This window comes from Bradyrhizobium commune (assembly GCF_015624505.1).
In the GTDB taxonomy this organism is placed as follows: domain Bacteria; phylum Pseudomonadota; class Alphaproteobacteria; order Rhizobiales; family Xanthobacteraceae; genus Bradyrhizobium; species Bradyrhizobium commune.
The window spans coordinates 517,337-531,737 of record NZ_CP061379.1 but is presented as its reverse complement, the minus strand read 5'-3'; the positions used below and the strand labels follow the sequence as shown (position 1 = coordinate 531,737).

10 protein-coding genes are annotated in these 14,401 nt (G+C 64.0%); 2 read left to right on the top strand and 8 right to left on the bottom strand.

Annotation, left to right across the window (positions count from 1 at the left end; genetic code table 11):
* Positions 1–3: 3 nt before the first annotated feature.
* The 7 genes from IC761_RS02495 to IC761_RS02465 all read right to left on the bottom strand — a co-directional run bounded on the left by IC761_RS02495 (position 4) and on the right by IC761_RS02465 (position 8,965).
* A complete protein-coding gene (locus IC761_RS02495; protein ID WP_195801732.1) occupies positions 4–1,458 on the bottom strand; it encodes a type I restriction-modification system subunit M in 1,455 nt (484 codons plus the stop codon).
* Positions 1,455–1,859, bottom strand: coding sequence for a PIN domain-containing protein (locus tag IC761_RS02490; protein ID WP_195801731.1), 405 nt, complete (start codon positions 1,857–1,859; stop codon positions 1,455–1,457). The genes IC761_RS02495 and IC761_RS02490 overlap by 4 nt, the downstream gene beginning before the upstream one ends.
* The gene (locus tag IC761_RS02485; protein WP_195801730.1) at positions 1,856–2,083 is read right to left on the bottom strand and encodes an AbrB/MazE/SpoVT family DNA-binding domain-containing protein; all 228 of its coding nucleotides are present in this window, start codon (positions 2,081–2,083) and stop codon (positions 1,856–1,858) included. The genes IC761_RS02490 and IC761_RS02485 overlap by 4 nt, the downstream gene beginning before the upstream one ends.
* A gap of 51 nt (positions 2,084–2,134) precedes the next feature.
* Complete coding sequence (locus IC761_RS02480; protein WP_195801729.1) at positions 2,135–3,670, bottom strand: restriction endonuclease subunit S; 1,536 nt, start codon at positions 3,668–3,670, stop codon at positions 2,135–2,137.
* A 17-nt stretch (positions 3,671–3,687) separates the two neighbouring features.
* Positions 3,688–6,426 carry a type I restriction endonuclease subunit R gene (locus IC761_RS02475; RefSeq protein WP_195801728.1) on the bottom strand — a complete coding sequence of 913 codons (2,739 nt, stop codon included), beginning with the start codon at positions 6,424–6,426 and terminating at the stop codon, positions 3,688–3,690.
* A 117-nt stretch (positions 6,427–6,543) separates the two neighbouring features.
* Positions 6,544–7,854 (bottom strand): Spy/CpxP family protein refolding chaperone, encoded by a 1,311-nt coding sequence (locus IC761_RS02470; RefSeq protein ID WP_195801727.1) that lies wholly within the window; start codon positions 7,852–7,854, stop codon positions 6,544–6,546.
* Between the two features lie 112 nt (positions 7,855–7,966).
* Entirely contained in the window at positions 7,967–8,965 is a 999-nt protein-coding gene (locus tag IC761_RS02465) for a LysM peptidoglycan-binding domain-containing protein (protein ID WP_195801726.1), read from the bottom strand.
* Between the two features lie 192 nt (positions 8,966–9,157).
* Between IC761_RS02465 and IC761_RS02460 the strand changes: the two genes are divergently transcribed.
* Together IC761_RS02460 and IC761_RS02455 are read left to right on the top strand one after the other, a co-directional pair.
* Complete coding sequence (locus tag IC761_RS02460; RefSeq protein ID WP_195801725.1) at positions 9,158–9,859, top strand: hypothetical protein; 702 nt, start codon at positions 9,158–9,160, stop codon at positions 9,857–9,859.
* 143 nt (positions 9,860–10,002) lie between these two features.
* Positions 10,003–12,666, top strand: coding sequence for a bifunctional diguanylate cyclase/phosphodiesterase (locus tag IC761_RS02455; protein WP_195801724.1), 2,664 nt, complete (start codon positions 10,003–10,005; stop codon positions 12,664–12,666).
* Here IC761_RS02455 and IC761_RS02450 read toward each other — a convergent pair.
* Entirely contained in the window at positions 12,663–14,285 is a 1,623-nt protein-coding gene (locus IC761_RS02450) for a winged helix-turn-helix domain-containing protein (RefSeq protein WP_195801723.1), read from the bottom strand. The genes IC761_RS02455 and IC761_RS02450 overlap by 4 nt on opposite strands.
* Positions 14,286–14,401 lie beyond the last annotated feature (116 nt).

The window sequence follows — 14,401 nt, the reverse complement described above, 5'->3', positions numbered from 1 at the left end:
CGATCAGGCCAGCTTCTCGCCAAGAGTCTTCGCGACACCGCGAAATCGCTCCAGTGCAGTTTCCAGGCTTTCGACGATTTCGGCTGCGGCTTCGTCGGGCGACGGCAGCAGGTCAGGATCGTCGAGGGCATGATCCTTCAGCCAGAAAATATCGAGATTGACCTTGTCACGCGCGAGCAAGGTCTGAAGCGGGAAGCGTTTGAACTTCTCGGCCTCCTGGCGTTGCGAACGACGACCAGACTGATAGCACGCAACAAAATCGTCGAGGTCCGCGCGAACCATCGGGCGCTCTTTCAGAGTGAAGCGCTGGTTGGTCCGCAGGTCGTAAATCCATAGCTCTTTCGTTGCCGCGGCCTCGGACGGTGGCTTCTTGTCGAAGAACAGCACGTTCGCCTTGACGCCCTGCTTGTAGAAAATTCCGGTCGGCAGCCGCAGCAGCGTATGGAAGTCGAAGTTCTGCAACAGGCGGCGGCGAATGGTTTCGCCGGCGCCGCCTTCGAACAGCACGTTGTCCGGCAGTACCACGGCGGCCTCGCCGTTTTGCGCCAACACCGTCATGATGTGCTGGAGGAAATTGAGCTGCTTGTTGGACGTGGTGACGAAGAAATCCTGGCGGTCGTAATCCTCGCGCTCGCTGTCGATCTCGCCGTCGTCGCGAACGATGCGATAGCTCTGCTTCTTGCCAAACGGCGGATTGGTGAGAATGACCTCGTAGGTCTTGCCGCCTGCACCGAGCAGCGCGTCCTTGGCCTCGACGATCGAGTCCACGCCGGTAATGCCGTGGAGATAGAGGTTCATCGCGGCAAGCCGCACCACTTCGGGGACGATGTCGACGCCGGAAAACTTGTTCTTCAGGGCAGAATAGACCCCGCGATCCCGCGCCTTGGGGTGCTGCTTCATGTGCTCCCAGGCGGCGAGCAGGAATCCCGCCGTGCCGCAGGCCGGATCGTGGACCGTTTGGTGCGGCTTGGGATCGACCACCTCGACCATGGCTTCGATCAGCGGACGCGGCGTAAAGTATTGGCCTGCGCCAGATTTTACGTCCTCCGCGTTGCGGGCGAGCAGGCCCTCGTAGATGTTGCCCTTCACATCGACCGGGAGCCCGAGCCAGGTCTCGCCGTCGATCAGGCCGACCAGCCGCTTGAGCCTGGCGGGGTCCTGGATTTCATTCTGTGCCTTCAGGAAGATCGCGCCGATGATGCCGCTCTGCTTGGACAGCTTCTCCAGCAACTTCCCGTAGGTCCCGCTCAACGCCTCGCCTGAGAGGTCCTTGATATCTTCCCACCGCGCGCCATCGGGCAGCATCGAGGCTTCGCCGATCTGCGTGACGCGCTCCTCGTCCATCTTGAGGAACAGCAAATAGGAAATCTGGCTGATATAAGCCTGATAGGAGACACCCTGGTCACGCAGCACATGCGCAAAATTCCAGACTTTGGCGACGAGGGTTTGAGCGTTCACGGCGTATGTCCCAGAAACGGATTGACGATGGCGAGCCCGGCGATGCTGCGGCCGTGCTGCATGTCCTCGGTGTAAAGCACGTCGCAGCCGGCCTCGATCGCCGCAGCCACGATCAGCGCGTCATAGAAGGCGAAGCCGTGATCCCGCGCGAGCGCGAGGGCGGCGCGGGTGGTCGCGGCCGTCAGCGGCAGAGCGGGGTCGAGCGCGTTGTCGACGTCGTCAAGGACAAGCTCGATATCACGCCAGCTTCGTTGGTCTTTCTTGCGCAGCACATTGGTCAGCTCGTTCAGGACCTGCACGCTGATCGTACCGCCCTGGGCGATGAGATCCTGCGAGATGGTGGCCTTGGGGCCGGTCTGCTGGGCGTAAACAAGGATGTTGGTATCGAGAAACGCACTCACCGTTCGTTCGCCTCGTCGCGATCGAACTTGTAGTCGGCCGGCCAGTTGCGCGCGCGCATGTTTGCGATCGCCCGGCGGCGACGCTCTTCCTTGGTCTCGACCTCGATCATGCCTTTGCGAGCGGACACGACTTCGATTTCGTCGCCTTCCTTGAGGCCGAGCTCATCGACCAAAGCCTTGGGCAGGCGAACCGCGAGGCTGTTGCCCCATTTGGAGACCTGCATTGAAACCTCCGAGATATACATCTTTCAATGTATATCATATTGTGTATATCATTATGATGCAAGGTCTTTTGGCCTTGCCGACTTTGCCCGCCCACGCTTGGCCGGGTCTTCGCTTCGATCGGCGACGAGGCGCACCAGTAGCGCGCTCGCCGGTTCGTCTGTCGCGTCCTGCGGCACCAAGCGTCCTTCAAAGGCGGCTTTGAGGATGGATTGCTTCAGGCGCGCGGCGTCAGCGGCTTCGGCGTCGAGCGCAGTGAGCGCATCGTCCGAAGCTGCCAGTGCGTCGGTAACGCGGCGCAAAATCTCGGTCGCTTCGGCGATCGGAGGGAGCGGCACAGGAAAATTTCGAAGAATTTCACCGCTGATTTTCGGCATCGTCCCGGCGGTTCCTGTCGCGTTAGCGGACATATATTTTCGGCCGATGGGCGAATTCGCGGCACGCCAAATCCACTCAGTGAGAATTGGAAAAGCTGTGCGAACTCGGATCATCAGATCGGGGTAAACATATTTGTTGCTTGGTCCGTCATAGACGGCGGCGATACCCACGTACTCAATCGTATTGCCACGTTGAAACAATAGATCGCCCGGCTTCAAGAAAAGGTCTGATTCCGCAGCGATTGTTTCGGAGAGCGCCTTAATCGCTCTAGCGCTTAGGTCAATGCAGCCCTTGGTCGTCGCCGTGAGCTTCAATGCGAGCGTTCCCGAACCGTCCGCGCTCTTCTTGGGCGAATATCCGTTGGTTGGCCCAGAGACTACCAAGGTTTCCAAGGTGGCCCATGTCCAGGTTTTAGGAATTTCCGGCAATCCCACGGCGTCGAGTGGCTTGGGATCCCCGCCTCGGCGAGAGCGCCCCTTTGCAGCGCCATCTGTAATTCTCTTGTCGGCGATACGCGCGAGGAGATCGCTCCCCGTTTCGGACGCCGGGTTTGCTGCACGCCAATCTTTTGTTAGCTCGCCCGTCACAGCGGCCTTCAGCAACGCGCGATAGAAGATGTCGAGTCCCTTACGCGCCTCAGCCAGCGCCGCTTCCCCCTCCGCGATTTCGGCAAACAGCGCGTTGACGCGATCCGCAATGCGAGTTTGCTCGGCAAGCGGAGCGAGCGGAAAGGGAGCATCGCGCAACCAGTCCGCTGGCACACGCAATTGCCCCGCAGATCCACTCATATTTCGCTGCGCTTGGCCACGAAATCCTCGATTCACCAACCAGTACCAGAGATATTTCTGATCAACAGCGACAGGACGAAAAACGTGGAATTCGGTGGATCCAGCCGCGTAGCCTCCGGGCAATCCCACGACCGGCGCGACCTTCCCGTTCTCCATACAAGGGGTAATCTTCGCGAAGATCACATCCCCTTCCATAAAACGAACGTAACCCTTGGCGACGTCACGCAAGGGCCGCCGAGCGGAAAGGTCGATCTTTCCGCTCTCTTCCGCAACAGCGGCCATCGGAACGAAAGGAATCTCGGAGGCCAAATCCAACGTTTCAAAATTCGTCGAGGGATTGACGGCAGCAATGCGGTCTATCCTCGTCCAAGACCATCCATCGGGTAACGGCCAAGGACCGTCAACTTCATCCTGTTTCGCCAATCCCGACCCAACTTGCATTACGCCACCAGTACATCCCAAAGCTCATCAAGCAACGCCGGCAATCGAGCCCCAAACAGCGCCCGCGCCCTGACGATGCCACCCCGCGCAGAAAATTCCGGCGCATCCATCATGTCTTCCGGCCTGATCTCGATGTTGACGCCGAGGTGATCGCGGATCGCCATCAGCCAGTTTCGTTGCTCATCGCTGTAGGTTCGCCCAGCCTTTTCCTCGCGGCCAAGCCAGAGATTGAACCGCCCCGCGACGACCGACGGCAAAGGTTCAAGCGACTCGGTTTCTCCGATCGCGTAGCGCACGAGCATCACGATATCCGCCAATGTGCCCGCCGGATTGCCCCGCACCTTCTCCGACGCCAGGCGTTTGTAGGCGCGCCAGATGTCGACAGGTTCCAGCAGCCAGGGCGGACGCTTCAACGCCTCCTTCAAATCATCGACGGCTTCATAGGTCAAACGGCGCTGTGCATAAGGCAGGCGATAGAGGATTTGCAGGGCGGCGAGCTCGTCGCGGCGTTCGTCGAGGAAGCGCTTGAACCGTTCGACAGTGTCGGTGGCCTTCTTCTCGTCCCAGCCGGAGGAGACCACGGCATCCGTGGAGATGGTATCGATGCGGATATCCGCGGCGGCCTTGACCTCTTTCAGCAGCCGCCGCAGCGCCGGGTCGTCGAAAATCGTCGCCGCCTCATCCTTGACGGCCTCGCGGATTTTCTTCTGCTCCGGCTCGGGCGCGTCCTTTGGCACACGCGCGGCCAACGCGTCCGGATCGATTGCGCTGAGCAGGCGCGAGGCAAGACCAGTCAGGTCGACACCGCCGGACGCCTTCACGATTGCGGCGCGGTCCTTGTCGCCGATGCGGCGATCGAGTGCCGCCAGACGGCCGGCCAGGGTCGCAAAAGCATCGTCGTCGCGCCGGCCGGCGGCGATGTCGTCGATCAAGCGATCGAAGGAGACCGCCCGATTGCGCTCCAGCGGCTGCGAGATCGACTTGAGGCTTTCGGTGACGCCGACGGCGTCGATCAGTACGAAGCGGGTCTTGGCCTCGGCGTCCGGCGTCACCTCGCGCAGCTTGTCCGCAGGGATGGTGCGTGCGCCGCGGCCCTTCATCTGCTCGAAATAGAGTTCGGACTTGACGTCGCGCAGGAAGATCAGGACCTCCAGCGGTTTCACGTCCGTGCCGGTCGCGATCATGTCGACGGTCACGGCAATGCGCGGATTGTAGTCGTTGCGGAACGATCGAATGATGGCCTCGGGATCGCCGCCGTCGGTCTTGTAGGTGATCTTCTTGGCGAAGTCGTTGCCCTTGCCAAAGACCTCGCGGACGAGATTGGTGATCTCCTCGGCATGATGATCGTCCTTGGCGAAGATCAGCGTTTTTGGGACTTCGGTGCGGCCGGGGAACAGCTCGGTGAACAGCGTTTCGCGGTAGGTTTCGAGCACGGTTCTTATCTGGTTCGGCACCAGCACCGAACGGTCGAGCTGGTCCGGCGTGTAGCTGAAATCCGCGTCCAGTGTCTCGTAACGCTCGGCGCGCGTGCGCTTGTCGCGAACAGGCAGATCATATCCCGCCTTCACCGTGCTGCCGCGCTCGCCGATCTCGGTGCGGATACGAAAGATGTCGAAACCGACATTGACACCTTCGACGACGGATCGCTCATAGGGATATTGCGCAACCAGATTCTTGTTGAAGAACCCGAGCGTGTGCAGCGAAGGCGTTGCGGTCAGCCCGATCGTGAAGGCGTCGAAATATTCCAGCACCTGACGCCAGGTGCCGTAGATCGAGCGATGACATTCGTCGGTGATGACGAGATCGAAGGCCTCGATCGCAATCGACGGGTTATAGGACACCAGGCGCTCGGTCTCGGCGCGGGAGGCCTCGAACGAGGAGGCCTCCTCCTCGTCCTCCGACAGCTCCTTCCCGGTCAGGACGGAATAGACGCGCTGGATCGTGGCAATCACGATCTCCGCGTCCTTGTCGAGCCCAGCCGCGCCAAGTTTTTGCACGTTGTAGATCTCGGAGAACGATCGCCCGGTGCCGGGCGGCCGGTAGGCGAGATATTCGTCGCGCGTCTGGCGAACGAGGTTGGCGCGATCGGCGAGAAACAGGATGCGCTTGAAGCCGGCGTGCGCCAGCAGCCGGTAGCTCAACGTGCAGGCCGTAAATGTCTTGCCGGCGCCGGTCGCCATCTGGACCAGCGCCCGCGGATGGTTCTCCGCCATCGACTTTTCGAGTGCCGAGACGGCGTCGATTTGGCAAGCGCGCAGGCCGTCCGTGAGAAACTGAGGCATGGCCCGAAGCCGGCCACGCAAAGTGACCGGCTCCTTGATCCAGCGCTCCAGCGTCTCGGGCCGATGAAACGAGAACAAGCGCCTCGATGCCGGATCAGGGTCGGCATGGTCCCGAAACAGGGTCTCGGTGCCCGAAGCGACGTATTCGAACCGGACCTGACCGTCTTCGCGGACGAGATGCTTCGGCGCGCCGGCAATGTAGCGCGAGGCCTGCTCAGAGAACCCGGACAGGGTCATCCCCTCGGGCTTCGCCTCGATGACGCCGCAGAGCTTCCGGCCGACGAACAGCGCATAATCGACCGGGCCGGAGTCGGTCGGGAATTCGCGAACGGCCACGCCCGGCCCGGCGCCGAGGTTCATGTCGTCCTTGGACTGGATAATCCACCCGGAAGCGACAAGCCGCCGGTCGATCAGCGACCGCGCCTTGTCCTCCGGATGGAAGGCGAATTCGTTCATCAGCAACTTTTAGGCGAACCGGAGCCGGGCCGGAAGCCCTACGATAGGGCCCCGGCGTTCGCCGAGTCCTCAAATTGGGTGCGCAGGGCGGGATTTAGCCCCTGAAACTCACGGCCCTCACATCCCCCGCTTCGGCCCCATCGCCTCGAACCCCGCCTTCTGCTCGTCGCTCAAGTCCGCCTCGAAATCGTCGAGCGCATCGCCGACGCCCTTGACTGCTTGCAGCATCGTCTCGAGCCGCGCCTTCACCGCGGCGAGGCGGGCTTGCGGCGTCGCTGCTGGCTTGGACGGACACGGGCTCAACGTCTCCATGGTACGCAGCGCGGTGTCCTGGAGCACGTCGAGGCGGGCGCGACCCGTGTCGTCGAGGCGCAACGCGGTGGCGATGTCGGAGGCCGGCCATTGCTGCTGCACCAGCTGCTGGTATTGGCGCTGCGCCTGCTCGTCATAGCGGGGATCGCTGTCCGACTGGCAGGCCGATGCCGCCTGCGCGTCCTTCTGCGCATCCCTCTGCACATCCCTGCGCTGGATCGCCGCAAGCGCGGCGCGGCGCTCGTTTGCCAGCGCATCGAGCCTTGCCTTCTGATTGTCGTCGAGGAGATCGACGAACTTGGTGAGCGGCGGCGCGATCGTGTCGGTGGCCTTGATCATCGCCTCGAGGCGCGCCTGCATCACGTTGATGCGCTCGGGCGCTGTCGCAGACGTCTGCGTCGGACACGCACTGCGGATGGTATCGCGCGCGGCCGTCCAGGCGGTGCTGACATCGTCGAGCGCGGTGCGCTGCATCTCGTTCGGCTGCACGGCGGCGGCGATGCGATCGACCGGCATACCGCCGGTGTCGCTGGCCTCGCAGAGATCATCCACCGACGGGACTTTTCGCGCGCGGCGACCTTGCGGGGCCGTGTAGGCAGCGAGCTCCGCCGCCGCATAGGGCGCGAAGATCGCGGCATAGATATCGCCATAACCGTAGAGCGAGAGGCCGGTCACATCGCCGAAGATCACGGCGTTGGTGAGATCGTCATGCGCGAACGGCCAGAACACCGGGCCGACCCAGCCATAGCTGCCGTCAGGATGCCGCCACCAGCCTTGCGGGCGACGGCCGCCATGCCAGCCGGACAGCGCCGCTTGCGCCGTCAGCGCCGCGCGCAGGATATAAGGATTGGCAAGCTGGGCGCGCTCGTCGCCGCGAGGGTCCTGCGACCGCAAGGCGGCGTCACGGGTGCGGCCGCCCCGCACCGCCAGGCGAGAATGGCGCAGCCGCGCCAGACCAATCACATGACCGACGGCGAAACGTGCAACGCCAAGCGGCCCGCCACCCAAGCCGAACTGAGCCTCGGCCCGGTTCGGCAGCACTGCCAGAGTCAGAAAGGCTGCGCCGGCGAGCGCAAATCCTACCCGGAATCTCGACTTGAAAACCGACCTGACCACTCCTTGGCCCTCCTCCAGTGCCAAGCGCGCATCGCGTCGCCCTGAGAAGACTCGCAGCGGAACCAAAGGTTCCGACACAATGGTGGTCAAAGAGCCGCACAAGCAGCCCGCGTCACTCCGCCTTTTGCGGCATCACAAAAGTCTGGCCGGGATAGATCAGATTGGGATTGTGGATCTTGTCGCGGTTGGCGTTGAAGATCACCGCATAGCGGTTGCCGTCGCCATAGGCGAGACGGCTCAGCGCCCAGAGACTGTCGCCGCGGGAGATCACCCGGTTGCCGCCGGCCTCTGCCGGCGTCGTGTTGAGGACTTCTGCGGGCGACGCCGACGCGACGGCCGTGGTCGTGGTCGTGGTCACCGCCGGCGCCCGCGCCATGACCCTCGGCTTAGGCGCTCCCATCATTCTGGGTCGCGCCGGTGCCGAGGCAACGCGCGGTCCCGGCAGGGACGCCACGACATCCGATTTCTCGTCCGGCTTCTCGGCCTGCTTCGTATCCTGCTTGGCGATGGGTGCAACACGCGCCGGCGCCGGCGCTGCCTCGGCGATCGTCACCGGCATGGTGCGGCCGGACTGCGTCACCGTTCCGTCCGGCGCCTTGGCGCGCAGGGTCAGCTCATAGCTGCCTGAGGGAAGCTTTGGCGGGGTCATCACGAACTGGCCGGACGCATCGGCCACGACGGTGTCGAGCGGCTGGCCGTCGCGCAGCAGCTCGACCTTCGCGCCCGGTGTGGCCTGGCCGGCGATCACCGCCGCCTCGCCATGATCGTCGACGCGCGCCACGTCGAAGCGAGGCCCGGTGTCGGTTACCGCCGGCGGCGCCTTGACCGGTGCGAGATCGGCGAGTGCAGCCGTGACCTGCTTCTGGGTCTCGGCCATGGCGCCCGCCTTCGGCGCGGCGGGCGCCGGCTCCGCAGTGACGGCGAGCTTCGGCGCTTCGGCCTTTGGCTCGGGCTTGATTTCAGGCATTGCCTCCGGCTTGGCGGCGACCGCGACCTCGGTCTTCGTCCCGCCCGGCAGTAGGCGGCGCAGCTCGGTCGGGCCGATCACCAGCACGGTGCCGGCCACTGCCAAGAGACAGAATGCAATGAAGGCCTTGATTGCGGTGATCATCAGCGGTCCGAACCTTCTGGGTCCCAAATCAACCCGCGCAAATTGCGCCGATTTGGCTACGGCAGCAAGACGGTCGATGGGATGATGGCAGGCTTTCCCGCACGCTCCGGATGAACCGACACGGCCCCCTCCGCGTCAAATGTGCGAGGCCGCCTGACCATCTTTTGCGGCCATTTTTTAAGGATTTTTCCCGTGACCGGATTTTGCCGTCCCGCACCTTGGCTGGCGCTTGCCCTGACGCTCGCCGCCTCCCCTGTGCTTGCCGCCTCCGGCCCGCCGCCGGGATTCACCCTCACCGACGACGCCAATCTCGCCTTCACCTCGCCCGACGGCGCCACCAAGCTCCAGCAGTACATGAAGGACGGCGGCGATTGGGACGTCAAATGGCAGGTCTGGGCCCGCCGCGGCGACCGGATGACGGAGCTGAAGCCGGAGCAGGGCTACGGCGCCGGCTTCCGCTTCACCAACGACTCGCAATGGCTGGTGCGGATGCAGAAGACCGGCTCGGGCGAGCAGGACCTCTTTCTCTACCATGTCGAGAACGGCGCCTTCGTGAGTGCGACCAAGAAGAAGTCGCTCAGCGATCTCGCCTGGGATTATTTCTACGGCCGGCCGGAGACGAAGACGTTCGCCAAGCTCGACTACCATATCTCGGCCAATCTCGTGAAAGGCACGGAGGAGGCCTATCGCTGGCTCGGCGTGAACTGGCCCGACAACCGCTACATCGTGATCTCGCTGGGCGGCGAATATGACAAGCATCCGAAGAACGTCGCGGTGAAGGGACTGGGCGGCTGGCAATGTCGCTATGATCTCGTCACCGGACAGTTCGACGTGCCGGCGATGTTCGCCAGGGAGAATGCGGACGCGCTGAAATGGGAGATCCGGCGGAATTGAGGGATTGCGGAGCAGCATTTCCCAAAAACCGCCCCGGCAGCGCACCAACCCGCTGATTCCGCTCAAATTCATACTTCCCTAACCGTCACTGGTAACGGGGTCTTGTCGGTTTTGGTGCATCTTGCATCCCACGGGAGGGCCGGATGGGCGCATCAATTCGATGGACCGCGCGGATGCGCGCGTTGCTTCGCCGTTGGCGGGGAGCGCCGCTGACGTGGCTGATCGTCGGCGGCTTCGTGCTGATGGCCGCGACGGCGATCGGCACCGCGCTCACCGTCGACCGCTTCCGCCAGAACGCCATCGAGAGCGGCCGCGACAGCCTGGACAGCGCAGTGCGGCTGCTCGCCCGTCATTTCGACCGCGAGTTCGCCGATTTCGCGGTGCTCCAGAAGAGCGTCATCGCGGAGCTCGAAAGCCGCGGCATCGAATCCGCCGAAATCTTCCGCCAGGAAATGAGCACGCTGGCGACGCACCAGGTGCTGCGCGCGAAAGCCAGCGCCTGGTCCGACGTTGCCGGCGCCAACGTGTTCGACTCCGAGGGCGTGCTGATCAACTCGTCGCGGCGCTGGCCGGTCGCCGACATCTCCGTCGCCGATCGCGGCTATTTCAACCGCCTCAAGAACGATCCGATCGCGCAGGAAGAGGTCGAGGTCGTGCCCGGCCGGTTCGGCAATGGGCCGGCGATCGTGTTCGCGCGGCGCGTCTCCGGCCCGCATGGCGAGTTCATCGGCATGGTCTCGCGGGCGATCGCGCCGGAGCAGCTCGAATCCTTCTTCGCCTCGACCGGCCTCGGCGAGGGCTCCTCGATCGCGATGTACCACCAGAACGGCCAGCTGCTCGCGCGCATTCCGCATGTCGAGGCGATGATCGGGCAGAATTACCGCATCGGCTCGGCGGAGCAGAAAGCCGTGTTCGAGCGCACCTTCGTCACGACGAAGCTCACAAGCCCGATCGACGGCACGGAGCGCATCGTCGCCTCGCGTCTGCTGAGCGGCGAGCCGCTGGTCATCATCGCGACCAGGTCGCTGGACGCGACGCTCGCCACCTGGCGCACGCAGACCAAATTCTTCGTCACCGTGGCGGTGGTCTCGATCGCCCTGCTCGTGCTCACGCTGACGCTGACCTTCCGCCAGATGACGCGCCGGATCTCGCTGGAGAAGCAGCGGCTCGACACCGCGCTCAACACGATGACGCAGGGCCTGTTGATGTTCGACCAGGACGAGCGGCTCATCGTCTGCAACCGCCGCTACATCGACATGTACGGGCTCTCGACCGACGTGGTGAAACCCGGCGCCTATTTCCGCGACGTGATCCAGCACCGCGCCGACACCGGCTCGTTCGACGGTGACGTCGACAGCTATTGCGACGGCATTTTGGGCAGCGTCGGGCAGACGCACAGCGCGGTCGTGGAGACCGCCGACGGCCGCCTGATCGAAATCAAGAACCAGCCCGGCACGGCCGGCGGCTGGCTCGCCACCCATGACGACGTCACCGAGCGCATCCGCGCCGACGAGCGCATCGCGCATATGGCGCATTACGACGCGCTGACCGACCTCCCCAACCGCGTGCTGATGCGCGGCCATCTGGAGCGCCGCGTCGCGGAGCTCGCCCAAGGCAAGCCGTTCGCGATCCTCTACATCGACGTCGACGAGTTCAAGGGCGTCAACGATTCGCTCGGCCACGAGGTCGGCGACGAGCTGCTGCGCCAGGTCGCCAACCGCCTGCGTGCCTGCGTCAGCGGCAACGATCTGGTGGCGCGGCTCGGCGGCGACGAGTTCGCGATCGTCAAGTCCGGCACCTGCGACCAGGCCGAATTGAGCGCGCTTGCCGAGCAGATCCTGAAGTTGCTGCGCATGCCGGTCGACTGCAAGGGCCAGGAGATTGCGACCGATGCCAGCATCGGCATCGCGATGGCGCCCGATCACGGCGACAATCTCGACGATCTGCTCAAGCGCGCCGATCTGGCGATGTACGCGTCAAAGACCGAAGGCCGCGGCACCTTCCGCATCTTCGTCCCCGAATACGACGCCAAGGCCAGGCTGCGCCGCCAGCTCGAGCTCGATCTGCGGCAGGCGCTGGTCCGCGGCGAGTTCGAGGTGCACTACCAGCCGCTGGTCGATCTCTCCGCCAATGTCGTCACCGGCTGCGAGGCGCTGCTGCGCTGGCGCCATCCCGAGCGTGGCATGGTCTCGCCCGCGGACTTCATTCCGGTTGCCGAAGACACCGGCCAGATCGGCGAGATCGGCGAATGGGTGCTGAAGCAGGCCTGCAACGAGGCCGCCTCCTGGCCCGGCGATATCCATATCGCCGTCAACGTCTCGCCAGTGCAGTTCCGCTCCAAGACGCTGGCGCTGAAGGTCGCCACCGCGCTCGCAGAATCGGGCCTGGCGCCCGGACGGCTCGAGCTCGAGATCACCGAGACCGTGCTGATCCGCGACGACGAGGAGGCATTGACCATCCTCCAGCAGCTGCGCGAGCTCGGCGTGCGCATCGCGCTCGACGATTTCGGCACCGGCTATTCGTCGCTGAGCTATCTGCACCGTTTCCCGTTCGACAAGATCAAGATCGACCGCAGCTTCATCAGCGACATCGGCGAGCCGGAAGATTCGTCCCCGATCGTCCAGGCCGTGGTGCACATGGCCGCCGCCCGCCACATGGCGACGACGGCGGAAGGCGTCGAGACCGAAGCCCAGCGCGAGGTGCTGCGCCAGCTCGGATGCAGCCAGATGCAGGGCTGGCTGTTCAGCCCGGCCGTGCCCGCGGCGAAGTTGAAGCAATTGCTGTCGAAGCAGGCGGCCGCGGCTTAAGCGAGCTCCCCGCCGGGAAGTCCCGCGATCCGCAGCGCCTCGCACATCTTCTCGCGGTAGGACGGTGCGAAGCACCACATCTTGTAATAGGCGTCCGCCTCTCGGATCGTGAAGCCGGGCCGCATCCGCAGCAACGCCACGACATGCGCCCTCGCCTCATTGGCCCGGTCGAGAAATGGCAGCGTATAGGCCATGTGCAGATGGCTGATCCAGAGCTGCTCGACATAGGATTGACGGAACGCGTCAAAGGCTTCCGCGTAATTCCCGTGCGCAAAGGCGCGCTTTGCCGACGCCCACCACCACCAGCGGGGCGTGCTGGGCGCCGTCAATGCGATGCCCTTCTCGGCGAGCGCCACGCCCTCGTCCCAGAAACCCGCATAGGCCATCAGATTGCCCAATGGTCCGAGATTTTGCGGATCGTTGGGATTGAGCTCGATCGCGCGCATCGTCTCGATGCGCAGCAGATCGGGCTGGCACGCCATCCAGGCGGCGCGTGCGACCAGCCCCCGCACGAAGGCATCGTTCGGTGCGATCTCGACGGCGCGGTTCGCGGCCTCGACCGCGAGGTCGGCCAGATGAAGTCGCTCCGAGATCGGGCCAATCTCGCCGGTCGGCGACGGAAAGCCCCAGGTCCGCTGGCTGTTGAACACGAGCACGAGCGCCGCCCAGGCCGACGCGTTTCGCGGCTCGTCGCGCGTCAGGCGTTCCAGCGCCTCGCGCGCCTTGGCGACCGGCTCGAGAACGGTGGCATCGGTCGGAATTCCCAGCACGCCCTGGACGATGCACTCATAGGGCGTCAGCTCTGCGCTCGGCTTGTTCTGGATGCGCCTGTATTCGGCAGCCCCGATCGCACCCCAATAGCTGCCGATCATGGCGCTTGCCTGCCCGGATATCTCGTCCTGGATCGTGAGCAGGCTGGAGGCGGCGAGGTTTGCCTTGAACGTCTTGCTCCAGACCTGCGCGCCGGTGCGCGCGTCGGACAGAAGCACGTCGATGCGGGCGAGTTCGCCGTCCTGCCGCAGATGCCCCTCGACGAGATAATTCACCCCGAGCGCCTGGCCGATATCGGCCGCGCTTTGAAATCGATCCCGATAGGATCTCGTCACGTTCCGCGTGAGCACGCGCAACTCGCCGAACCGCCCCAGCGCCGAGACGATCTGCTGCGTCAGCCCATCGGCGAGCGGGGCAAGGATATCGCCGCCGACGTCGGTCTCGAACGGCCAGACGGCAACGGTTGGTCCGGCCGAAACATTCTGCACGGTCTGAGACGTCTGCTCCGGCAAGACGATCATGTAACCGCGGCGCGCGACGGTCCGAACCAGGTCGCGGCCGGACTCGCCGAGCAAGCGGCGGATATCGGAGATGCACTGGGTGAGAGAATCCTCGGTGACGCTCACGCCGGGCCAATTCGCGGCCAGCAATTCGTCCTTGGACACGACCCGCCCTGCGTTCATCACGAGGTGCCGGAGCACACCGAACGATCGATGCCGCAGATCGACGCGCGCACCGGTGCCGTCGCGCAATTCTTCGCGTCGAAGATCGAGCGTCAGATCGGCAATCTGGACCAGATCCAGCGCACCCAGGCCGCCTTGTCCGACGTCTTGAGGACGAATATTCACGCTCTCACCCAGTATCGAACGAGCCGTTGGCGCCGCAAACACTGCACCCGGCCGATTGCGCTTGCAAGGCGATAAGCTTCGCCGTTGCTGCTCAAATTTCAGAACAATTTCGGGTT